At 66.6% G+C, this 21,918-nt stretch carries 24 protein-coding genes; 11 read left to right on the top strand and 13 right to left on the bottom strand.

The window, feature by feature from the left end:
* The first annotated feature begins 46 nt into the window (after nt 1–46).
* Entirely contained in the window at nt 47–1,318 is a 1,272-nt protein-coding gene (gene lysA, locus EKM57_RS04270; protein ID WP_129791237.1) for a diaminopimelate decarboxylase, read from the top strand.
* A 130-nt stretch (nt 1,319–1,448) separates the two neighbouring features.
* Here lysA and EKM57_RS04265 read toward each other — a convergent pair whose 3' ends face one another.
* Nucleotides 1,449–3,902: a zinc-dependent metalloprotease gene (locus EKM57_RS04265; protein WP_129791236.1), complete on the bottom strand. Its 2,454-nt coding sequence runs from the start codon at nt 3,900–3,902 to the stop codon at nt 1,449–1,451.
* A 140-nt stretch (nt 3,903–4,042) separates the two neighbouring features.
* Here EKM57_RS04265 and ychF point away from each other — a divergent pair, with 140 nt between their 5' ends.
* Nucleotides 4,043–5,143, top strand: coding sequence for a redox-regulated ATPase YchF (ychF, locus tag EKM57_RS04260; protein WP_129791235.1), 1,101 nt, complete (start codon nt 4,043–4,045; stop codon nt 5,141–5,143).
* Here ychF and EKM57_RS04255 read toward each other — a convergent pair whose 3' ends face one another.
* Together EKM57_RS04255 and EKM57_RS04250 are read right to left on the bottom strand one after the other, a co-directional pair.
* On the bottom strand, nt 5,144–5,545 hold the full coding sequence (locus EKM57_RS04255) for a DUF1398 family protein (protein WP_129791234.1): 402 nt from the start codon (nt 5,543–5,545) through the stop codon (nt 5,144–5,146).
* Nucleotides 5,546–5,566: 21 nt separating this feature from the next.
* Nucleotides 5,567–6,037 (bottom strand): MarR family winged helix-turn-helix transcriptional regulator, encoded by a 471-nt coding sequence (locus EKM57_RS04250; RefSeq protein WP_129791233.1) that lies wholly within the window; start codon nt 6,035–6,037, stop codon nt 5,567–5,569.
* 146 nt (nt 6,038–6,183) lie between these two features.
* On the opposite strand from EKM57_RS04250, the gene EKM57_RS04245 reads away from it, so the two are divergent.
* On the top strand, nt 6,184–7,731 hold the full coding sequence (locus EKM57_RS04245; RefSeq protein WP_129791232.1) for an alkaline phosphatase: 1,548 nt from the start codon (nt 6,184–6,186) through the stop codon (nt 7,729–7,731).
* 172 nt (nt 7,732–7,903) lie between these two features.
* Entirely contained in the window at nt 7,904–8,344 is a 441-nt protein-coding gene (locus tag EKM57_RS04240; RefSeq protein ID WP_129791231.1) for a MaoC family dehydratase, read from the top strand.
* Nucleotides 8,345–8,403: 59 nt separating this feature from the next.
* On the opposite strand, the gene EKM57_RS04235 is transcribed toward EKM57_RS04240, so the two are convergent.
* The 5 genes from EKM57_RS04235 to petA all read right to left on the bottom strand — a co-directional run bounded on the left by EKM57_RS04235 (nt 8,404) and on the right by petA (nt 12,555).
* Nucleotides 8,404–8,943, bottom strand: a complete 540-nt coding sequence (locus EKM57_RS04235; RefSeq protein WP_129791230.1) for a hypothetical protein — start codon at nt 8,941–8,943, stop codon at nt 8,404–8,406.
* A 162-nt stretch (nt 8,944–9,105) separates the two neighbouring features.
* Complete coding sequence (locus EKM57_RS04230) at nt 9,106–9,645, bottom strand: adenine phosphoribosyltransferase (RefSeq protein ID WP_129791229.1); 540 nt, start codon at nt 9,643–9,645, stop codon at nt 9,106–9,108.
* Between the two features lie 103 nt (nt 9,646–9,748).
* Entirely contained in the window at nt 9,749–10,663 is a 915-nt protein-coding gene (locus tag EKM57_RS04225; protein ID WP_129791228.1) for a cytochrome c1, read from the bottom strand.
* A gap of 15 nt (nt 10,664–10,678) precedes the next feature.
* Nucleotides 10,679–11,977, bottom strand: a complete 1,299-nt coding sequence (locus tag EKM57_RS04220) for a cytochrome b/b6 (RefSeq protein WP_129791227.1) — start codon at nt 11,975–11,977, stop codon at nt 10,679–10,681.
* A gap of 11 nt (nt 11,978–11,988) precedes the next feature.
* The gene (gene petA / locus EKM57_RS04215; protein WP_129791226.1) at nt 11,989–12,555 is read right to left on the bottom strand and encodes a ubiquinol-cytochrome c reductase iron-sulfur subunit; all 567 of its coding nucleotides are present in this window, start codon (nt 12,553–12,555) and stop codon (nt 11,989–11,991) included.
* A gap of 190 nt (nt 12,556–12,745) precedes the next feature.
* Between petA and EKM57_RS04210 the strand changes: the two genes are divergently transcribed.
* From EKM57_RS04210 to EKM57_RS04200, 3 genes are all read left to right on the top strand, one after another.
* Entirely contained in the window at nt 12,746–13,195 is a 450-nt protein-coding gene (locus EKM57_RS04210; protein ID WP_129791225.1) for a tRNA (cytidine(34)-2'-O)-methyltransferase, read from the top strand.
* 16 nt (nt 13,196–13,211) lie between these two features.
* Nucleotides 13,212–14,069, top strand: coding sequence for an oxygen-dependent coproporphyrinogen oxidase (gene hemF, locus EKM57_RS04205; RefSeq protein WP_129791224.1), 858 nt, complete (start codon nt 13,212–13,214; stop codon nt 14,067–14,069).
* Nucleotides 14,070–14,142: 73 nt separating this feature from the next.
* On the top strand, nt 14,143–14,658 hold the full coding sequence (locus EKM57_RS04200; protein WP_129791447.1) for an N-acetyltransferase: 516 nt from the start codon (nt 14,143–14,145) through the stop codon (nt 14,656–14,658).
* Nucleotides 14,659–14,743: 85 nt separating this feature from the next.
* Here EKM57_RS04200 and EKM57_RS04195 read toward each other — a convergent pair whose 3' ends face one another.
* Nucleotides 14,744–15,547, bottom strand: a complete 804-nt coding sequence (locus EKM57_RS04195; protein WP_129791223.1) for a glycerophosphoryl diester phosphodiesterase membrane domain-containing protein — start codon at nt 15,545–15,547, stop codon at nt 14,744–14,746.
* A gap of 42 nt (nt 15,548–15,589) precedes the next feature.
* Here EKM57_RS04195 and lipB point away from each other — a divergent pair, with 42 nt between their 5' ends.
* The 4 genes from lipB (at nt 15,590) to EKM57_RS04175 (ending at nt 17,995) form a co-directional block, all read left to right on the top strand.
* A complete protein-coding gene (gene lipB, locus EKM57_RS04190; RefSeq protein WP_129791222.1) occupies nt 15,590–16,300 on the top strand; it encodes a lipoyl(octanoyl) transferase LipB in 711 nt (236 codons plus the stop codon).
* A 91-nt stretch (nt 16,301–16,391) separates the two neighbouring features.
* Nucleotides 16,392–16,655: a hypothetical protein gene (locus EKM57_RS04185; RefSeq protein ID WP_129791221.1), complete on the top strand. Its 264-nt coding sequence runs from the start codon at nt 16,392–16,394 to the stop codon at nt 16,653–16,655.
* A gap of 212 nt (nt 16,656–16,867) precedes the next feature.
* Nucleotides 16,868–17,173: a hypothetical protein gene (locus EKM57_RS04180; protein WP_129791220.1), complete on the top strand. Its 306-nt coding sequence runs from the start codon at nt 16,868–16,870 to the stop codon at nt 17,171–17,173.
* Between the two features lie 120 nt (nt 17,174–17,293).
* Nucleotides 17,294–17,995 carry a hypothetical protein gene (locus EKM57_RS04175; RefSeq protein WP_129791219.1) on the top strand — a complete coding sequence of 234 codons (702 nt, stop codon included), beginning with the start codon at nt 17,294–17,296 and terminating at the stop codon, nt 17,993–17,995.
* A gap of 110 nt (nt 17,996–18,105) precedes the next feature.
* On the opposite strand, the gene queE is transcribed toward EKM57_RS04175, so the two are convergent.
* From queE to EKM57_RS04155, 4 genes are all read right to left on the bottom strand, one after another.
* A complete protein-coding gene (queE, locus tag EKM57_RS04170; RefSeq protein ID WP_129791218.1) occupies nt 18,106–18,756 on the bottom strand; it encodes a 7-carboxy-7-deazaguanine synthase in 651 nt (216 codons plus the stop codon).
* Nucleotides 18,753–19,469 carry a 7-cyano-7-deazaguanine synthase QueC gene (gene queC, locus EKM57_RS04165; RefSeq protein WP_206185289.1) on the bottom strand — a complete coding sequence of 239 codons (717 nt, stop codon included), beginning with the start codon at nt 19,467–19,469 and terminating at the stop codon, nt 18,753–18,755. The genes queE and queC overlap by 4 nt, the downstream gene beginning before the upstream one ends.
* A gap of 182 nt (nt 19,470–19,651) precedes the next feature.
* Nucleotides 19,652–20,572 (bottom strand): Hsp33 family molecular chaperone HslO, encoded by a 921-nt coding sequence (locus EKM57_RS04160; protein ID WP_129791216.1) that lies wholly within the window; start codon nt 20,570–20,572, stop codon nt 19,652–19,654.
* A gap of 56 nt (nt 20,573–20,628) precedes the next feature.
* Complete coding sequence (locus tag EKM57_RS04155; RefSeq protein ID WP_129791215.1) at nt 20,629–21,816, bottom strand: aspartate aminotransferase family protein; 1,188 nt, start codon at nt 21,814–21,816, stop codon at nt 20,629–20,631.
* Between the last annotated feature and the right edge of the window lie 102 nt (nt 21,817–21,918).

Here is a 21,918-nt window from a genome sequence, read left to right as displayed (position 1 = left end):
CCCCCGGGGGCCGCGGCTTTCGTTTGGCGTATATCGAGGACCAGGAATGAGTCATTTCCATCTTCGCGACGGGGTGACCCATTGTGAAGACGTGCCCCTGCCCACAATAGCGCAGGCAGTCGGTACGCCCGTCTTCGTCTATTCGGCCAATGCGATGCGCAGCCAGGCTAAGGCTCTGCGCGCCGCCCTCGCCCCTCTCGGCGATCCGCTCGTCGCTTATGCGGTCAAGGCCAACCCGAACATCGCCGTTCTGACCGCGCTGGCGGCGGAAGGGCTCGGCGCCGACGTCGTGTCCGGCGGCGAGTATCGCCGCGCGCGCGCGGCCGGGGTCGCTCCCGACAAGATCGTATTTTCCGGTGTCGGCAAGACGGCCGCCGAGATGCGGCTCGCGCTCGAGGGCGGCCTTTGCCAGTTCAACCTGGAATCCTTTCCCGAGGCCGAAATGCTGTCCCAGGTCGCGCAGTCCGTGGGTCGGACGGCGCCTGTGGCCTTCCGGATCAATCCCGATGTCGACGCCGGCTCGCACGCGAAGATCTCGACCGGTGCAGCCCACAACAAGTTCGGCATTCCCATCGACGAGACGGCGGCCGCCTGCCGGGCATTGCAAAGCCTGCCGGGGCTCGAGCTCATGGGGCTGGCGGTCCATATCGGCAGCCAGCTCACCCGCCTCGCGCCGCTCGAGGCGGCGATCGCCAAGCTGGGAGGAATGATCGCGCAGCTGCGTTCCGAAGGGCATAGGATCCACACGGCGGACCTGGGTGGCGGCCTCGGCGTGCAATATGATCCCTCCTCGCAGCCGCCGCCGAGCGTGGAAGATTATGGCGCCATGGTCACGCGCCTGACCCGCGGCTGGAACGTGCGGCTGATCTTCGAACCCGGCCGGCTGATCGTCGGCAATTCAGGCGTGCTGCTGACCGAGGTCATCCGGATCAAGTCCGGTCCCAGATCTCCGTTCGTGATCGTCGATGCCGCGATGAACGACCTGCTGCGACCGAGCCTCTATGATGCGTGGCACGAATTCGGCGCCGTCGCGCCCAGAGGCGGGGAAATGGTCGCCGACGTGGTCGGTCCGGTTTGCGAGAGCGGCGACGTCTTCGCGCTGGCGCGCCGGCTGGACCGGGTCCAGGCGGGCGACCTGATGCTCATCCATACGGCGGGCGCCTATGCCGCTGCCATGGCCGGCACCTACAATTCGCGGGCGCTGGCGCCCGAAGTGCTCGTCGACGGAGGCGAGTGGGCGGTGGTCCGGCCGCGGCGCGGAGACGAAGCCTATCTCGCGGACGAAGATGTGCCGCCGTGGCTCAAGCGCGCCGAATAGGATTCTGACGGACTTTCCGGACGCTCTTCAGGAGACGTTCCCACTGGTGGGTGGACCCTGGCGGGCGCCATCCCACCCTCGTGGCGCGGGGCGCGGCCAGCCCTCGTCACTCGCCGCACGCCATGATGTCCTAGAGCCCCGGCCACTCCCCTTCCGCGGCTCCGATGGGCATGCCCGGCGGAATTTTCGGCAGCCGCCGCTCGTCTGTCACCGCCTGCTGAAGCGCCTCCCGGTCGGCGAGCAGCCGCGCCAGACCGCGGCTCCAGTCGCGCTGCATCCCGTCGCCGCGGGTGCGGGCGAGGCTCGAAGACAGACGGACGAGGCGCTCCGACAAAGCAAGGGCCAGCGTCGGCGACAATTCCGGATCACGCTGCACGCGCGCCAGCGCCAGCACCGTCGTCGTCGCGATCCGCCGCTGGACGGCCGCCTGCGCTTCGCCGAGATCGCCGAAGTCGAACGTCCGATCGATCAGCTGATCGATCAGTTCGTCCGCACCGGGAAGTTGCGGGTCGGCCTGGTGCTGGATCTCCAGGCGGTTGAGCCGCTCGGGCGCAAGCAGACCGGACAGCGTCACCGCGGCGCCGGTCTCCGTCGCTGCGAACGGGTCGAAGACGGGTCCGCCCGCGGTCGGCATGATCTCGATATCGGTCTGCCGGTCGCGATTCCCCGACCAGCCGACGGAGAGGCTCGGCACCAGCGGCGGCGGGACGGTCAAGGCCGCGGGCGAAAGCGTGTCGAGCAAGGCGCCGAGGGCACGACGCTGGTCGCCCGCGGAGACGGCCTGGGCGGCCGCGTGGCCGCCCCCGCGAACGCCATAGCTATAGTCGACTCCCCCAACGAGCTTCGCCGCCGCATCGACCTGGTAACGGTGCAGAAGCCAGATCGGGACGAAGGCGCGGCGCAGGCTCGACTCCGGCTCGCCCGGGCCGATCGCCTCGGGGCCGAAGCGCGAAACCGCCACGGCGCGCACGTCCATCATCCGCCGCAATTCCTCTACGGGATCGGCATAGTCGTCCCACAAGCTGCCGATCGGATGGGCGGCGCCGGCCGGCCGAGCATCGTCGTCGGCGACGTAGCGCAGCCCCTCGGCCATCGCCGCCGCCATGATCGGGGCCGCTTCGGCGTCGGTCTGCGCCCCGTAGAGCCAGTCGACGGCGAACAGGTCCCAGCGCCCGACGCCCACGCCATAGGCATCGGTCAGGTCGATGGCCCCGTCCGCCAGCCGCACCCTCGGCGCCGGATAGTCCATGACCGAATAGCGTCCCTGGATGCTGGCCGCGAAGTTGTGGGCCAGGCCGAGCGCGTGCCCGACTTCGTGGGCGGCAAGCTGGCGGATGCGGGCGAGCGCGGCGGCGACCGGATCGTTGGGATCGCCGGTGCCGGTTAGCCCGGCGCCGACCAGGCCCTGGAAGATCAGCATGTCCTGGCGCACCCTGAGCGAACCCAGGAGGACCTGGCCCTTGATGATTTCGCCGGTTCGAGGGTCCTCGATCACCTGGCCGTAGGACCAGCCCCGCGTGGCGCGGTTGACCCAATTCACGACGTTGTAGCGGATGTCGAGCGGATCGATTCCCGGCGGAAGCATCTCGACGCGAAAGGCGTCGACATAGCCGGCTGCCTCGAACGCCTCGCGCCACCAGGCGACGCCCTCGAACAAGGCCGTGCGGATCGGCTCGGGCGCGGCGGTGTCGATATAGAAGATGATGGGCTGGCGAACGCGCGAGCGCGCCGCGCCGGGATCCAGCGGCTCGAGCCGGAAGCGGTTGGCGAGCTCGTAGACGACGGGACTGCCCAGCGGGGCGGCGAAGTCGACCACCTGGCTACCGAACGTCCCGGCGCGCGGGTCGAACCGGCGCGGCTGATAGCCCGGCTCGGGCAAGGCGATGAGGGAGTGGCGGACGACGAAGCTGGCATTGCCCCTGACCGGGACGATGTTTCCGACCTCCGGCCCCGGCTTCGCGCTGACGAAGGTGAGCCGCGACTGAAGCTCGATGTTGCGAGGGAAGACCCGGACGAAATTGGTGTCCGCGATGCTCAGGTCGGAATCCAGGCGATAATCGCCATTCTCCTGCTCGCGCAGGGCCTGCGCGATATTCATGTCGTCCCGGGTCAGGAAGGAGGAGATGTCGACGAGAAGGCGCCCGTCGGCCGTCTCGGCGGCAATGTCGCCGATCCAGACCGTCGAATAGGCAAAGGCCCGCCTCACCCCTTCCTGCTCCCCGGCCGGCGCGCCGGCGGCGCGGAAACGGGGATTTTCGATCTCGGCCGCGATTCGGCGGCCGATGCGCCGGAAGACGAGCAGGCGCGATCCGCCGCTCAGCGCCCGGTCGAGACCCAAAGCGGCCGAGCCCAGGCCGGTCTCGAGCGCAGTGACATGGATGAATCGGCCCGCCAAACCGTCGGCGTCGGGTGCGGGCAGCGACAGCAGAATCCGCCCGCCGTCCCGATCGACATGGACCGGAAGCAATCCTTCTTGGACCTCCGTGCCGCGAAGCGCCTCCTGCGGCGTCGCGAGCGCCAGGGCGGGCAAGGGCGACGACGCGATCAGCAACGCGGACAGCAGACGGATCAGGACAGGATTCATCGGGCACCCCCTTAAGCGAGGCGGCACAGTAAGAAGGCGATGCGGCAGTGTCGAGCGACGCTGGCGTTCATCGCGCCGACCGTCTAACGGCGGTCGCTGACGCGCCGGCCGTGCCGGCCTCCCCTTGAGCAGGAACGAAAATGGGCTTTCGTTGCGGAATCGTCGGGCTGCCGAATGTCGGCAAGTCCACCCTCTTCAACGCGCTGACGGAGACGGCGGCGGCGCAGGCGGCAAACTATCCGTTCTGCACGATCGAGCCGAACGTCGGGCGGGTGGCGGTGCCCGATCCGCGCCTCGACCGCATCGCCGCGATCGCCAAATCGGCGCAGGAGATCGAAACCCAGCTCGAATTCGTCGACATTGCCGGGCTGGTGCGCGGCGCCTCCAAGGGGGAAGGCCTCGGCAACCAGTTCCTCGCCAACATTCGCGAGGTGGACGCCATCGTCCACGTGTTGCGCTGCTTCGAGGGCGGTGACGTCACCCACGTCGAGGGGCGGGTCGATCCCGTCGCCGACGCCGAGACGGTCGAGACGGAGCTGATGCTCGCCGACCTGGAGGGGCTCGAGCGGCGGGTCCCGAACCTCGCCAAGAAGGCGCAGCAGGGCGACAAGGAAGCGAAAGTCCAGGCTTCCGTGCTCGGCCAGGCGCTCGAATTGCTGCGGGATTCGAAGCCGGCGCGGCTCACCAAGCCGAAGGATGAGGAGGAGAAGAAGGCCTTCGCCCAGGCGCAGCTCCTTACCGCCAAGCCGGTCCTCTACGTCTGCAACGTCGACGAAGCCGATGCCGCGAGCGGAAATGCACATAGCGCAGCCGTCTCCGCCAGGGCGGAGGCCGAAGGCGCCAAGGCGGTGATCATCTCCGCCGCCATCGAGGCGGAGATCGCGACCATGCCGCCCGAGGACCGGGCCGAATTCCTCAAGGATCTGGGGTTGGAGGAGACCGGCCTGGCCCGGATCATCCGCGCCGGCTACGGCCTCCTGCACCTCATCACCTTCTTCACCGCGGGCCCCAAGGAAGCGCGAGCCTGGACGGTGGAAAAGGGCGCCAAGGCGCCGCAGGCCGCCGGCGTAATCCACAGCGACTTCGAGCGGGGCTTCATCCGCGCCGAGACGATCGCCTATGACGACTATATCGCCTGCGGCGGCGAAGCGGCGGCGCGCGAGGCCGGCAAGCTGCGCTCGGAGGGCAAGGAATATGTCGTCCAGGACGGCGATGTGATGCTGTTCCGGTTCAATGTGTGATCAGAGCACCGGAGGAAAATTCTCGACGTACAGGTCGCCGGTGCGGCCGAGATAGATTGCCCGCCGCCCCGCGATTGAGACGATATAGCCCGTGCAGCCCGCCGTCGTGATCCTGTCGCAGAATTCCGCATAGTCGATCTTGCCCCGCTGCACCTGGTCGAGCGCCCGCCTGATTCCCTCCTCGGAGAAATCCGCGCCGAAACTGTCATGGCCGAGAGCGCTGGCCAGGACGTGCGAATGACCGTCGGAGAGATAGTAGGTTCGCTCGGAGCGCCGCAGGTCGGCATGATATTGTTCGACGCCGGCAGCATCGAGGAGGCGGACGACTTCGGGGAAGCGCATCGACCCAGCTTCGGATCCCCGGCACACCGACTCCATCACCTCCACCAATTCGCCCTTCATTACGATTCTCCTTTCACGTCCTCAGTCGACCGGCACTTCCTTCAGCCCGTGGCGCGCTACGACATCCCGAAGCAGCGCGATGAGATTCTCCCGCTCGAGCAAGCCGAGATGGCCGAAAAAGACGTCATCGTTCCGGTCCGCTTCCGCAGCCAACTCCGGGATCAGCCGGCGTCCGGCGGAAGTCAGCGAGACCTGCTGGAAACGGCGGTCTCTCCCTACCTGTCGCTTTTCGACCAGTCGCTTCGCCGCCAGCCGGTCGACCAGCTTCGAAATGGCCCCTCGCGTCATGCCGAGGTCGCCGGCGAGGCGGCTTGGCGCGCAGTCCGACCGATCCAGCAGCGCCCGCAGCACCACCCATTCGGCGACGGTCACGCCCTGCGCCGACACACGGCGGCTGAACTCATGGGAAACATGGTTCGAGACGAAGCGCAGCCAGTATCCGACGTGCCGCTCCAGACCGCTCGCTGCTTCTTGCTCTTCCAAATCCAACATAATTTCCAAGTAAACCAGTATTAGCTTCCTAGTCAACTATAGGGGCACGGGCCGCAGCAATCGGCAAGCTTCTGCTCCGGCGCGACCTGACCTAGGGAGAGGCAAGGCGACTCGAACTCGTCACGTTCAGGGGATAGTTCCACTCCATGCTCAACCGCCGCCAGTTCGCCGCCAGCGCCGCCGCCCTGCTGGCCGCGCCTGCCCTCCTCCGGGCCCAGACGATGTGGCGGAACTATCCGTTCAGCCTCGGAATCGCCTCGGGCGATCCGGCCCCTGACGGCTTCGTGATCTGGACCCGCTTGGCCCCCGATCCGCTCGAGCCGCATGGGGGCATGGGCATGGGCGCGATGCCGGTCAAATGGGAGGTGGCGGGCGACGAGCGCTTCCAGTCGATGGTCGCCCAGGGCGAAGCGCAGGCGCGGCCCGAGCTAGCCCATTCGGTTCATGTCGAAGTGACCGGCCTGCAACCCGACCGGCCTTATTGGTACCGCTTCGAGGCGGGCGGGGAGCGCACCATCCGCGGCCGCGCCCGCACCCTGCCCGATCCTGCCTCTGCGCCGCAAGCTTTGCGCTTTGGCGTCGCCGGCTGCCAGAATTTCGAAGACGGCCTCTACACCGCCTATCGGCACCTGGCGCGCGAGGATCTCGCCTTCGTCTTCCATTATGGCGACTATATCTACGAATATCGCGGCGACCCGCTGCGCCCGCAGCACTGGACGGGCGACGTCTTCGTCCCGGTCCGCCAGCATGCCGGCCAGCTGCTCTTCAGCATCGATGACTATCGGCGGCGCTACGCCCAGTACAAGGCCGACGCCGACCTCCAGCGCGCGCATGCCGCCCACGCCTTCTTCACGACCTTCGACGACCATGAGGTCGACAATAATTGGGTGGCCGCTATCGACCATCGCGACACGCCGCCGGAGGTCTTCCGCCTGCGCCGGGCCGCCGCCTTCCAGGCCTGGTACGAGCATATGCCGGTGCGGCGGGCCTCCTTCCCCAATGCCGCGGCGATCCAGGCGTATCGCAGCGCCCGGTTCGGCAACCTGGCCGAGCTCAACTTCCTCGACACCCGCCAGTATCGCTCCGACCAGCCCTGCGACGACGGCTTCAAGCCGGTCTGCGCGGATGTCCGCTCGGCCGAGGCGACCATGCTCGGCGCCGAGCAGGAAGCCTGGCTCGCGCGCAATCTTCAGCGCCGCGACGTGCGCTGGAACTGCCTGGCCCAGCAGGTGATGATGATGTCGGTCGATCGGCGCCGCAGCCCCAACGAAGCTCCCGCCAGGATCATGAACATGGACACGTGGGCGGCTTACGAAGGGCCGCGCCAGCGTCTGTTCGCGCGACTGCGCGGGCTCGACAATGTCGTCGTGCTGACCGGCGACGAGCACCAGAACTGGGCCGGATTGCTCCACGACGACCGGGACCGTCCGATCGCAGCCGAGTTCGTTTCCACCTCCATTTCCAGCGGCGGCGACGGCCAAAACCTTCGTCCGGGAAGTGACACGATCCTCGCCAACAATCCCCAGCTCAAGTTCGTCAACGACCAGCGCGGCTACCTGACCTGCGACGTGACGCCGGACGCCTGGCGGACCAACTTCATGGTCGTCGACCGCGTGTCCACGCCGGACGGAGCGCTGAGCAAGCGCGCCACCCTCGCCGTGCCGCACGGGCAGGTGGATCTGCTGAGCAGCTGATGCGCGGCGATTTCGGCCGGGCTCCTCGCCCTCGCCTTTGGCCTTCCGGCAGCGGACGGATCCAGCCGGTTCGGCGGAATGCGCGGTCCTCCCTCACTGAAAGGCTGGAATCTCCGGCAAATTGGTTGCAAAGGCGAACCTATATTCGGTGAGCCGGTGGAGGGAGGAAGGCGTGATCTATTTCGAGGATCTCGAGGTCGGCAAGGAGACCTATTACGGCCGTTACGAGGTCACCCGCGAGGAGGTGCTCGAATTCGCCCGAAAGTATGATCCCCAGCCCTTCCACCTCTCGGACGAGGCAGCGGCGAAGACCTATTTCGGGCGTCTTTCGGCCAGCGGTTGGCACACGGCGGCCATGACCATGGCAGTGATCGCGCAACATCTCGGCCAGCAGGCGGGACTCGGCTCGCCGGGCGTCGACGAGCTGCGCTGGCTGAAGCCGGTCTATCCCGGCGACACCCTGCATGTCCGCGGCACGGTCATCGACAAGAAGCCGTCACGCAGCAAACCGGACATCGGCTCCTTCCGGACCGAGACGACGGTCACCAACCAGGACGATGTGCCGGTGATGCGCTACACGTCGATCGTCCTCATCCGGCGCCGCCCGGAATAGGGGCCGCAATCCCGTAGCCGCCGATCGTGTCAGCGTCCGCCCTTCGGGATCGGACTTGCTCAGTCCCGGCGGATCCGGCGGTTTTCGCGACGAAACTGGCGCCGGTCCTGACGCAGGTCGCGGCGATATTCGCGCCGGTCCATGCGACGATCGGTCCGGAATTGCTGGCGGCTGACCTCGCCCTGTCTGAAGGCGCGGCGGTCCTGGCGCCGCTCCTGCCGGAAGTCGCGGTCGTCGCCCCGGCGCTCGCGGCGGAAGTCGCGCCAATTGTCGCGCAACGCGCGGCGGTCTTCGGGCGAGGCGCGACGGGCGGACCAATATTGGCGCCGTTCGGACCAGTAGCGGCGATGCCGGTCGGACCAGCGGTGCGGCCGGCGCCAACGGTCGTAGACGTAGATCCCGCTCCCCGGATAATAATAATCGTCATACCAACCCCAATAGGGACGGCTGCCATAATAGCCCCACGGATCGTAATAGCCGGCGCTTGAGTAGCCCACGGACAGGCCGCCATAGCCATAGCCGTAGTCGTCGGTCACGCAGGCGGAAAGCGAAAGGCCGGCGGCTATCAACAGGCCGGCGGTGGTGAAGCGAGAAGGCATTGAGGGTCTCCCGATGGCAGCGCCGAACGATCGGGTGAGATCCCGCTCGCACGGACTCGATGCAAGCAGGATCCCCGAAACTTGCTGAACGTACAATGACTTGGATTGGCTCCCCACGCGCGCGACGGGGCCATGCCGCGCGGGAGAAGGGGCCGGCGCCGGTCAGTCGCCTTCGAACTCGACCAATGCGTGGACCGGAAAGCCTTCCTGCTTCAGGCGCGCGGAGCCGCCCAGGTCGGGCAGGTCGATGATGAAGCCCGCGCCGGCCACTTCGGCGCCGGCGCGACGGATCAGGCGCGCGGCGGCCAGGGCGCTGCCGCCGGTGGCGATCAGGTCGTCCGCTAGCCACACTCGCGCCCCCGGCGCGCAGGCATCGACATGCATGGTGAGCCGGTCGGTGCCATATTCGAGGGCATAATCCTCGGCGATGGTCTGGCCTGGGAGCTTGCCGTCCTTGCGGATCAGCAGCACCCCCGCGCCGAGCCGCTGCGCCAGCGCAGCCGCAACGATGAAGCCGCGCGCCTCGATGCCGGCGACGAGGTCCGGCTTTTCCTCGATCTTGAAGGCGAGCCGTTCGATCGCCGCCGCGAAGCCGGCGCCGTCGAGCAGCAGGGTGGTGACGTCTCGAAACTGGATGCCGGGCTTGGGAAAGTCCGGAATGGTCCGGATCAGCGCCTTGAGATCGTCGTTCGATCCGATCATCGAATCCGCTCCCCGAGCTTGGCCCGGCCGGAAACAAGCGAGCCGGCCGGCGGCCCGCCGCGCCCCGCTCCGCGAGGAGCAGGGCGCTGCGGGCGTCTCGACGTCAGCCTTCGATCCCTGCCTCGCGCTCCGCCGCCTGGCGCCGGGCGATGTTCGCCGGATCAAGCGGGCCGGTCGCGCGGACGTTCCGTTTCGCCGCCGCCCAGATGTTCCGATAGGAGAGATAAGCAAGGATGGTGGCGAAGATCAGGAAGATCAGGATGACCAGGCCGCCCTGATGACGCGATTCGAGCTTGGGCTCGGCCGCCCAGTTCAGGAAGGCTGAAACGTCGGTCGACATCTGGTTGATCGTCGCCGGTGTGCCGTCGGCATAGGTGACCTGCCCGTCGGCGGTGAGCGGCGGCGGCATCGCGATGTTGAGGTTGGCGAAATAGGGATTGTAATAGAGCCCCTGCCCCGGCCGGTTCGCTTCCGGCAGCTCCGCCGGCGGGTTGCGATAGCCGATCAGCAGCGAATGGATGTAGTGCGCGCCGCCTTCGCGGGCCTTGGCCATCAGCGACAAATCGGGCGGGAACGCATTGTTGTTCGCCGCACGCGCCGCCGTCTCGTTCGGATAGGGATCGGGGAAGCGGTCGGCGGGAATCGGGTTGCGGCCCGCGGGCTCGCCCGTTTCCGGATTGATGGACGGAACCTGGATCTGCCACTGGTCGGCGATCGCGCGGACCTCCGCTTCGCTATAGCCGAGATCCGCCAGGTTGCGGAAAGCCACCTGGTTCAGGCCGTGGCAGGCCGCGCAAACTTCCTTGTAGACCTGGAAACCGCGCTGCAGTTGCTGGCGGTCGTAACGCCCGAGCGGGCCCTCGAAGGAAAAGTCGACATGCTCCGGATGGAGGTGGAATCGATGCTCCACCGTCTCCGCCGGCGGCTCGCTTACATAAGCGATGACGCCCCAGAGCAGCGACCAGGCAGCGACGCCGACGAAGCCGAGGCCGACCAGAAAGCCGAAAAACCGAACCATGATCGTCTCGTCCCCTTATTCGGCTGCCGTGGCCGGCTTCACACCGACCGGCGCCGCTTCCTGTTCCTCGCCATGCAGCACGCTTTCCGAAATCGAATTGGGCAGCGGAAGCGTGCGCTCCACCATCGACAGGATGGGCAGGATGAGGAGGAAGTGTGCGAAATAGTACATCGTGGCGACCTGGCTGAGCATTACCCAAGGCTCCTCCGCCGGCATGCCTCCGCAATAGCCGAGCACCAGCACGTCGGCGATGAGGATCCAGAAGAAGATGCGGAAGGTCGGCCGATAGCTGCCCGACCGGACCGGCGACTTGTCCAGCCAGGGCAGGAAGAAGAGCAGCAGGATCGATGCGAACATCGCCAGCACGCCCCACAGCTTGGCCGGAAGGATGAAGTCGACGGTGAAGGCGCGCAGGATCGCGTAGAACGGCCAGAAATACCATTCGGGGACGATATGCGCCGGCGTCGAGAGCGGGTTGGCCGGAATATAATTGTCCGGATGACCCAGATAGTTCGGCAGGAAGAAGAGCAGGATCGCGAAGAGGATCAGGAAGACGCCCAGCCCGAACCCGTCCTTGGCGGTGTAGTAGGGATGGAAGGGCACCGTGTCCTGCGGCGACTTGACGTCGACGCCGGTCGGATTGCCCGATCCCGGTATGTGCAGCGCCCAGATGTGCAGCACGACCACGCCGAAGATGACGAACGGCAGCAGATAATGGAGCGAGAAGAAGCGGGTCAGCGTCGGCTGGTCGGGCGCGAAGCCGCCGAGCAGCCATTGCTGGACCGGCTCGCCCACCAGCGGGATCGCGCCGAACAGGCCGGTGATCACCTTGGCGCCCCAGAAGCTCATCTGCCCCCATGGCAGGACATAGCCCATGAAGGCAGTAGCCATCATCAGCAGGAAGATGACCAGGCCGAGCATCCACACCATCTCGCGCGGCGCCTTGTAGGAGCCGTAATAGAGGCCGCGAAAGATGTGGATATACGTGACGATGAAGAAGAAGCTCGCGCCGTTGGCGTGAGCGTAGCGCAGGAACCAGCCCTGGTTCACGTTGCGCATGATGTGCTCGACCGAGTTGAACGCGGTTTCCGCATTGGCTTCGTAATGCATCGCCAGCACGATGCCGGTGACGATCTGCAGCGCCAGGGCGACGCCGGCGAGCACACCGAAATTCCAGAAATAGTTCAGGTTGCGCGGCACCGGATAGCCGCCTCCGACCGCGCCGTAGACCAGCCGAGGCAGAGGCAGCCGCTCGTCCAGCCAGCGCATGAACGGATGCTTGGGACGATATTCTTCAGCCCAGGGAAAGCTCATTGATCTAGACCTCAGCCGATGCGGACAGCGGTGTCGGACATGAATTCATATTCCGGCACTTCCAGGTTGGTTGGCGCCGGGCCTTTGCGAATGCGCGCGGCGGTATCGTAGTGGGAGCCGTGGCAGGGGCAGAAATAGCCGCCATATTCACCGCGATTCTCGCCCTCGGACGCGCCCAGCGGCACGCAGCCGAGATGGGTGCACACCCCGAGAGTGATCAGCCACTGCGCCTTGTCCGGCTTGGTCCGGTCGGCCAGCGTCTGGGGGTCGCGCAGCGAGCCGACGTCCACCGCATTGGCCGCCTCGATCTCCTGGGGAGTCAAATGCCGGATGAAGATCGGCTGCTTGCGCCAGATCGTCTTGATCGCCTGCCCAGGCTGAATCGACGAGATATCGACGTCGATCTGGGCGAGCGCGAGCACGTCGGCCGACGGATTCATCTGGTTGACCAGCGGATAGAGCAAGGCGGCGCCGCCGACGCCGGCAACGCTCACGGCTGCGATGTTGATGAAGTCGCGTCGACGGAGCCCGTCTTCGCCGGCCGGGGCCGTTGCCTCGTGATGTTCAACCGTCGCCATAATGTCCTTCAGCGCGTCCAGACTACAAATAAGCGCATACCGCCCCCTGCTTAGGCCGGACGGCCTTGGCGGCTCGCGGCGCCTGATAGACGCGTGGCGCGCAGTTTGCCAACTGCCATTTTGCCGCGCTTGGACGCGGGCGCCCGTTGCCGCCCACGCGCGACGATGGACAAGCACAGGGAGTGGCTCGATGCGGCTTGCGCTTTACCAGCCCGATCAGGCGGGCAATGTCGGGACGATACTCAGGCTCGCGGCCTGCCTCGGCGTTGCCGTCGACATTATCGAGCCGTGCGGCTTTCCCTGGGGCGACCGGGCGTTGAAACGGGCCGGCATGGACTATGCCGGGCTCGCCCGCGTGACGCGGCACGCCGACTGGGAAAGCTTCGATGCGGCGCTCACCGGTCGGCTGGTCCTGCTCACCACGAAGGGCGAGACCCGGCTCGACGCCGCGCGATTCGCTCCGGACGACCTGCTGTTGCTCGGCTCGGAGAGTGCGGGCGCGCCGCCGCCGGTGCATCGCCGCGCCGGGCTCCGGGTCCGGATCCCGCAAGTCGCCGGCACCCGCTCCTTGAATATCGCGGTCGCTGCGGGCATCGCGCTCGCCGAAGGCCTGAGGCAGACGGAAGGATGGCCGTTATGATCGAGGTAGCGCCCTTATGATGGAGCTGGACGCCGAGCAGCAGGCGGCGCGGGACTGGTTCGAATCGCTGCGTGACCGGATCTGCGCCGAATTCGAGGCGATCGAGGCCGAGGCCGGCGGAGATGCCCGATTCGACTATATTTCCTGGGACCGCGAGGATCCGGACGGCGCGCCCGGGGGAGGCGGCGTTCGCGGCGTGATGAAGGGCAAGGCGTTCGAGAAGGTCGGCGTGAACGTCTCGACCGTCGCCGGCCGCTTCAATCCCGAATTCGCGCAAACCATCCACGGCGCAGCCGAGGATCCGCGCTTCTTCGCCACCGGCATCAGCCTCGTCGCCCACATGGCCAATCCGCATGTCCCCGCGGTGCACATGAACACGCGCTTCCTGGTCACGACCAGGCGCTGGTTCGGCGGCGGCGCCGATCTCAATCCGCCCATTCCCTACGAGGAGGATACGGCCGAGTTCCATGCCCGCCTTCGGGCGGCCTGCGCCGCCCACGACCAGACTTACTACACCCGCTTCTCGAAATGGGCGGACGACTATTTCTTCATCCCCCATCGGGGCGTCCACCGGGGCGTCGGGGGGATCTTCTACGATCATCTCGAATGCCAGGAGCGCGGGGCAACGTTTGACGCCAATTTCGCGTTCACCCGTGATGTGGGCGAGGCGTTCCTCGACGTCTATCCGAAAATCGTCAGGCGGCGGCGCGATACGCCCTTCGACGAAGCGGACCGGGCGCGGCAGCTCGAGTGGCGCGGCCGCTATGCCGAGTTCAACCTGATCTACGATCGCGGGACCTTGTTCGGGCTCAGGACCGGCGGAAATGTCGATGCCATCCTGATGAGTCTGCCGCCCCTCGCGACCTGGTCGTGAGGCTCGGCGGGTGAGCGCCGCCCTGGTCGACGTGCCGCGCGGCCACGTCGCCGCGGTGGTGACGTATCTCGAGATGACCACCCGGCCACTTTCCGCCGCCATTCCCGATTCGCCGCTGCGGCTGGAGCGGTGGGCGACGGTCGACCTCGACCGCTATCGCGCCTTGTTCCGCCGCGTCGGCGCGAAATGGCTGTGGTTCTCGCGCCTGACGATGGACGACAGGACGTTGACCAGGCAGCTCGCCGAGGTCCATGCCGTGATGGACGACGCGGGCCGGGACTGCGGCCTCCTCGAGCTCGATCTGCGGACGCCCGGCGAATGCTTGATCCGCTTCCTCGCCCTCGCTCCGGAACTGGCGGGGCGCGGGCACGGCCGCTGGCTGCTCGCGCAGACGCTCGCGCTCGCCTGGCGGTCGAACGTTCACCTGGTGCGGGTGCACACCTGTACGCTCGATCATCCCGCCGCCCTGCCCGCTTACATGCGCGCCGGCTTCGTCGCGCGTCGCCGAGCGTTCGAAACCTTCCCCGATCCCCGCTTGTCCGGCCTTCTTCCGCGCGACTGCGCGCCGCAGATACCCCTCCTGGGCTAGGCACAGACCTTGGCCGGACAGGCGCCTCCCCTGCGGGAGACGGGCTCGAACTCGGGGAGTCGCCCCGCCCGCGGCGGCGGCGCGATCAGGCGAAGACCTGGGGCGTGCCGGCGTCGGTGAGCTGGGCATAGATCCGCGCGATCAGGGTCACGAACAGGGCGCTCACGACCGCTTGCAGCAGGGCGGACAGGACCAGCAGCAGGAAAAAGGAAAGGCTGTCCGGATCCGGGGGACCAGCCAAAGCGAAGACCAGCAGCCCGCCGAGCATCGTGACGACGAACATGACCACGATCGCGGCCACCGCGACGAGGGCGACGAAACCCAGCAATTTCCAGAAATGGCCGCGGGTCAGCTCCCAGCTGCGCGCGATGATTCGCAGCGGGCCGACTTCCTCCATGGCCGCGACCGGCGTCATCAGCATCAGCCGCACCCAGAAGAAGAGAAGGACCGGAAGCGCGGCGAGCATGAGAAGGGCGGCCAGCGAAGCGGCCCCTGCTTCGCCGCCGCCCATCGCCGCGGCGCCGGCCAGGATGATCAGCGGCACTGCCAGCAGGGCGGCGGAGATTCCGATCACGAGGGCGGCGCCGAGCAGGTAGATGAAGCGGCGCAGGCCCACCTGGAGGCTTTCGGCAACCGACGCGCCGGGCCGCAGCGCCAGGAAGCTGATCGCCAGCGTACCGACCATGCTTGCAGCGATCGCGAGCGGCAGGACGAGCAACCAGGGTCCGGCCTCGGGCGCCTGGCCGGGCGTCGTCGTCGGCATGACCAGCTGAAGGATCGCTCCAGGAAGCGCCACCAGCAGGAAGGCGATTGGGAAGAGGAGGCGCCCCTCGCGAGTCACGAACGCTACGGTCTCGTTCCAGGCCGAAGTGATCGATAGAGTCGTCATGAGAATTCCCCTCTGTGTTCGCGGGCGTTATGCGCAACGCCGATGCCCCACGCAACGCACAGCTTGAACGATGAACATTTACCGGACCGCCCGGGTCCGGCGGACGAGGTCGAGTGGCGGCTGTCGCCCGGGCTGACCTCTTATCCGGAGGCGCTGGCCGAGATGGAGGCGCGTGCCGCCGCCATCCGGAATGGCGAGGCGGCGGAACTGATCTGGTTGCTCGAGCATCCGCCGCTCTACACCGCCGGCACCAGTGCCGATCCTGCAGAATTGTTCAATCCGGACCATCTGCCGGTCTATTCCGCCGGCCGCGGCGGCCGCTACACCTATCACGGCCCCGGTCAGCGGGTCGGCTATGTGATACTCGACCTCGACCGGCGCGGACGCGACGTGCGCCGGTTCGTCCATTCCTTGGAGGGCTGGGTGATTGGAGCGCTGGCCGAGCTCGGCGTTGCGGCTCGGCGGGCGCCCGGGCGGATCGGGATCTGGGTCGACCATGACGGGCGCGAGGCCAAGGTCGGAGCGATCGGCGTTCGGGTCAGGCGTTGGGTTACGCTGCACGGATTCTCGATCAATCTGGCCCCGGAACTTTCCCACTTCTCAGGCATAGTACCGTGCGGTATTGCCGACTTTCCAGTGACCAGCCTCGACGAAATGGGAGTGACGCAGGTGCAAGCTCGTTTCGACCTGGCGCTGAAGCGCGGACTCGCAGAGTTCCTGTTCTCACTCGAGGGGGGAATGGGGAAGGCTTGAGAGCCGCAGTCTTTCCGTATAAGGTGCATAACCGATTTGGGCAAAAAAGGGGGCCTACCCGACCAAATCATCAATCTAGGGAGACCTTTTAATGCGTGACATTCTCAAGAAAGTGACCACCGGTTCGATGATTGCCGGCGCGGCCCTGCTCGTCGCGGCTTGCGGCGGCGACACCGAGGCGAACAACACCGCCACGACGGACCTCGGCAACGACACCATGATGGACATGAACGCGACCGACATGGGCGTGGATATGAATGCCACCGACATGAACGCGACCACCGACATGAACATGACCGACATGAACATGACGGACATGAACATGACGGACATGAACGAGACCAACGCTCAGTAAGCGGGTCGAGTTTTCAGATCGAGAAGGCCGCCGGGCGACCGGCGGCCTTCTTTTTTGTTCGCGCCTCCCCTGCCGCTCCTCAGGCCGCTCCGGCTTGTTTCGCAAAACCTTGGAATAAGCCGCGGATTCAGCCTATTGGAAGGTCGATTTGGCTTTTGCCAGCCGGTCTCGCGCGATAGAGACGGCCGACCAAGGCAAGACAGGAGCATAATATGCGCGATCTTTTCTCCCGGACCGGAACCGCGGCTCTCATCGCCGGACTGGCGCTCGCCGTCGCCGGCTGCGGCGGCGATACCGAGGCGGTGAACGAGCCCGAGGCGAACCTGGTCGACAATATGATGCTCGAAGAGCCGGCGAACGATGCGAGCGTCCTCGAATCGACGGCCGACCTGACCGAGCCGGCGCCGATCACCAACACCGTCAACGAGACCGACGCCGAGGAAACGAACATGCTCGGCGAGTCGAGTGGCGGCGATACCGGCGGCAACACGGTCGAAAGCAACGTCAGCGGCATGTGAAGAAGGCGGGGCTTGGCGGGCCGTCCGCCGCGCCTCGAAGCGCTCCGTCCGGACTGATGCCGAGCGGCCTCGCAATCGGACGGAGCCCGTGATTATGGTGGAGCGGATGTGGAGGGGCGTATGAACATCGACTGGAAGGCGCGCGCCGGGCGCTTCGCACTCGGCGCCCTTGGCGCCCTCGCTTCGCTAGGCTGGGCGGTACCCGCCGCGGCGCAGGTCTTTCTCCATGATCCGACCTATCAGAGCGGGCCAATCGAGCCGACGGATCCACTCGTCGGGTTGGCGCTTCCCGGCGCCACGCCCGAGGAATATCGCGCCCATCTGCTGTGGAACCTGCGGTCCGGCCTCAATGTGGCTGCGCTGCAATGCCAGTTCTCGCCGTTCCTGAGGACGGTCGACAGCTATAACAGCCTGCTCGCCCACCATTCGCGCGAACTGGCCAGTGCCTATCAGGCGCTCGAAGGCTATTTCCGAAGGATCCACGGCCGGACGGGCCCGCGTCAGTTCGACGATTATTCGACGCAGACCTACAATAATTTCTCGAGCATGCAGGCTCAGCTCGGCTTCTGCCAGACCGCCGCCCGGATCGGCAAGGAAGCGCTCACCGTCCGCAAGGGCGACCTGCACCAGCTCGCCACCGCCCGGGTGCGCGAGCTGCGCAGCAGTCTCAAGCCGACCTACGAGCCCTTCGCCTTTCTCCAGACGCCCGTCCGGCTCTCGCCAATCAGCCTGATTCCGGATTGCACCCGCCTGGATCGCCGCGAGCGCCGAAGGTGCGAGCGCGAGCTGCGGGACATGCAGCGCCAGGCACAGCGCCGCTGATCCGGAGCGCGTAGGCGCAATGCCCGACGGGGTGCGATTCAGCCCCCCCAGGGAAGCTGGGACCCAAAGGGCTTCTTGCGCCGACACAGGCGCCCCTCAGGGCAGCGGAATCAGGGGAGGCCTATCAGCTTATGGGCCTGCAGGCTGAGCGCCCAGCCAGGATGCCCCATCACGAATGCGATCGAATCCTTCAGCGCCGACCCCGGGTCCGCTCCATCCATCGGCTGGATCAGGAAATGCTCGAAGTCCCAGGCGGCAAGCTCGTCCGGGTCTATCCCCTTTTGCGGCCAGACCAGCTTGAGCTCGTTGCCGGAGCGCTGCACGACCGTCGTGCCCGCCTTCGGGCTGATGCAGAGCCAGTCGATGCCCGGTGGGGCGGGCAGCGTGCCGTTCGACTCGACCGCAATTTCGAATCCGCGGTGGTGGAGCGCGTCGATCAGCGCCGTATCGAGCTGAAGCAGAGGCTCGCCTCCGGTGACGACCACGAGGCGGCGTGCGGAGGCCGGTTCGCGTCGCGCCTCCGCAGCGCCCCAGAGCATCTCGACCTTCGCCGCCAGTGCATCCGCCTCGTAGCGGCCGCCATTCTCGCCGTCGATGCCGACGAAGTCGGTATCGCAGAAGGTGCAGTCGGCGCTCGTCCGGTCGCGCTCGCGTCCGCTCCACAGATTGCAGCCGGAAAGGCGCAGGAAGACCGCCCGCCGACCGGCCTGCCGCCCCTCTCCCTGCAGGGTGAGGAAGATCTCCTTGACGGCATAGCTCATGCCGGTTCGTCCCGCGACGGCGGCCGACGCGCATAATCGGTCGGGTCCTCTATCCCCGCCTCGGCAAATCCCTTCGCGCGCAGCCGGCAGGAATCGCACAAGCCGCAATGCCTGAGATCCTCGCTCGGATCGTAGCAGGACCAGCTCATTCGCGCTTCCAGTCCGAGCCGCTCGGCCTCGCGGGCGATGTCGGCCTTGCTGAGGTCGATAAGCGGCGTGTGGACGGTGAAGCGATCACCCTCGACCCCCGCCTTGGTGGCGAGATTCGCCATGCGTTGGAAGGCGGCGATGAACTCCGGCCGGCAGTCCGGATACCCGGAATAATCGAGCGCATTGACGCCGATGAACAGGTCGCGCGCTCCCGCCGCCTCCGCCCATCCGAGGCAAAGCGAGAGAAAGATGGTGTTACGCGCCGGCACGTAGGTCACCGGGATGTCGTTGCTCGGACCCTCCTTCGGCACCGCAATGTCATCGGTCAGCGCCGATCCGCCGAAGCGGCTGAGATCGAGCGGCAGGACGAGGTGCCGCTCGGCCCCAAGGCGCTCGGCAATGCGGGCCGCCGCCTGAAGCTCGACCCGGTGGCGCTGATTATAGTCGACGGTGAGTGCGAGCAGCCGGAATCCTCCCTCCCGGGCGAGGCCGGCGGCGACCATCGAATCCAGGCCTCCGGACAGGAGCACGACGGCGGTTTTCGGCGCAGACATGGCGCGCATATAGTCGAGAGGCGCCGAAAAAGAACGGGCCGCGCCTCGTTCTCCAAGCCGCGGCCCAGTTCAGGCATCAAGCCTGCTAGGGAGGAAAGCGTGCCCACTCTCGGCACGCTTTCCCTATAGCAAATTCATAGTAAACCGAGGGTTAACGAGTTTCGGCCGAGCTCAGCGTCTGCTGGCGCCTCTCACTCGCCGAGGTCGCTCAGCCTGATCGGAAAGACGCGTGAGCAGAATTCGCAGTCGACGCTGATGAAGCCGTCATCATCGACCATCTGCGCATGCTCTTCCCGTCCGAACCGGGCGATGACATCGCGGACATATTCGAAGCTGCAGCGGCAGCCTTTGCTGAGCGGAACGGCCGAGAGGATGCGGACTTCCTCTTCCTCGTGGAACAGGCGCCACAGCAGGGTCTGGAGCGGCAGCCCCGCATCGGAAAGCTCGTTGGCGCGTATCGTCTCGGCGAGGATGCGGACATGCTCCCATTCCGGATGATCGAGCCGCGTGTGCAGGCGCTCGCGCCCCTCCTCGCCTTCCGGCAAATGCTGGAGCAGGATCCCGCCGGCGACATGGCCGGTATCGTCGATCGCCAGGCGGACCAGGCTCGGGATCTGCTCGGATTGGCTGAAGAAGTGCTGGGCCGCCTCGGCGAGATTTTCCCCTTCGAGAGGCACGATGCCCTGATAACGCTCCTTCGTCACCGCCTGGTCGAAGGTGATCGCCATATAGCCCTTGCCGAACAGGGCGAAGAGCGAAGGAATGTTGGTTTCGGCAGCGAGCCGCTCGGCGTCGAACCGGACATAGCCGCGCAGCTCTCCGCCCTTATAGTCGCAGACCAGCAGGTCGACGATTCCGCTCTCGGTCTGCGCCTGGAGCGTCAGCTGTCCGCCCGCCTCCTTCAGCATCGCTCCGAGCAAGGCGGTGAGGACCAGAGCCTCGGACAGGATCCGGGCGATCGGCGCGGGATAATCGTGGGCGGACAGAACCTCGTCGAGCACCGGCCCGAGGCGCACCAGGCGCCCGCGCGCGTGGCGGCTCGGAAGGGCGAAGCCCACCGCCTCGTCGAGATTCGCGACAGCGACCGCCGCGTTCAAATGTTCAGAAGCCATGGCGCCGATGTGGCGACGCGGGATGAGGGTTCAAGTTTCGGCTCTGCCGGCCTTGCTCACGCCGCCTGCGGCACCTCATAGGCGCGGGCGGCCTCCGAGAGCTTCTCGACGAACTCGGAGATGTGCGCCTCCTCGACGACCAAAGGCGGCAGGACGCGCACGACATTGTCGCCAGCGGCGACGGTAAGGAGGCCGTGCTCGCGCAGGTGGGTCACGAAGGCGCGGCTGTCGCTCTTCATCTTCAGTCCGAGCAGCAGGCCGACACCCCGCACGTTCTCGAACAGGTGATCGTGATTGGGGATCATCTGCTCGAGCGCGCCGCGCAGCCGGTCGCCCATCTGGCGGACATGGGCGAGGAACTTCTCGTTGGCGACCACGTCGAGCACCGCCTGGCCGGCGGCACAGGCGAGCGGGTTGCCGCCATAGGTCGAGCCGTGTGTGCCGATCGTCATCCCGGCCGCCGCTTTCTCGGTGGCGAGGCACGCACCGAGCGGGAAACCGCCGCCTATGCCCTTCGCCGCAGCCATGACGTCCGGTTCGATCCCATAATGCTCGTAAGCGAACATGTGGCCGGTGCGCCCATAACCGCATTGCACCTCGTCGAGCACGAGCAGCAGGTCCTTCTCGTCGGCGAGCCGACGGAGCCCCTTCATGAATTCCGGGCTGGCCGGGCGGATGCCGCCCTCGCCCTGGATCGGCTCGACCAGGAAACCGGCCGTATGCGGCCCGATCGCCGCCTCCGCCGCCGCGAGATTGTCGAATGCCACCACGGTGAAGCCGGGCAGGAGCGGCGCGAAGCCGTCGCGCAACTTGTCCTGGTTGGTGGCGCTGATCGTGCCGAGGGTGCGGCCGTGAAAGGCGCTGGTGAAGGTGATCAGTTCGTGGCGCTCGGGGCGGCCGTGATGATGGTGGTAGCGCCGCGCCGTCTTGATCGCGCACTCTACCGCCTCGGCGCCCGAATTGGTCAGGAACACGGTATCGGCGAAGGTGAGGTCCACCAGCCGCTGCGCGAATGCCTCGCCCTGCGGCGATCCGTACAGGTTGGAGACGTGGATCAGCGTCGCGGCCTGGTCCTGGATCGCCTTGGTGAGATAAGGATGGCCGTGGCCGAGCAGGTTCACCGCAATGCCACTGGCAAAGTCGAGATACTTCTCGCCATTCTCTCCGTAGAGATACACGCCCTCGCCTCGGACCGGCCGCACCGGTGAGCGCGGATAGACGGGCATGAGCGGCGTGATCGCCATGGCGGAGACTCCTCGGGCAAATGGTGTAAGGGAAAAGGCGACCTTCATGAGGCCGCCTTTCCTTAATTCCCGCTATAGGGATTGCGTGGGTGCCGCGTCAAT

Source organism: Sphingosinicella sp. CPCC 101087 (genome assembly GCF_004151485.1).
GTDB lineage: Bacteria > Pseudomonadota > Alphaproteobacteria > Sphingomonadales > Sphingomonadaceae > Allosphingosinicella.
The sequence above is the reverse complement of the archived record's forward strand: the minus strand, read 5'-3'. Positions and strand labels throughout refer to the sequence as shown.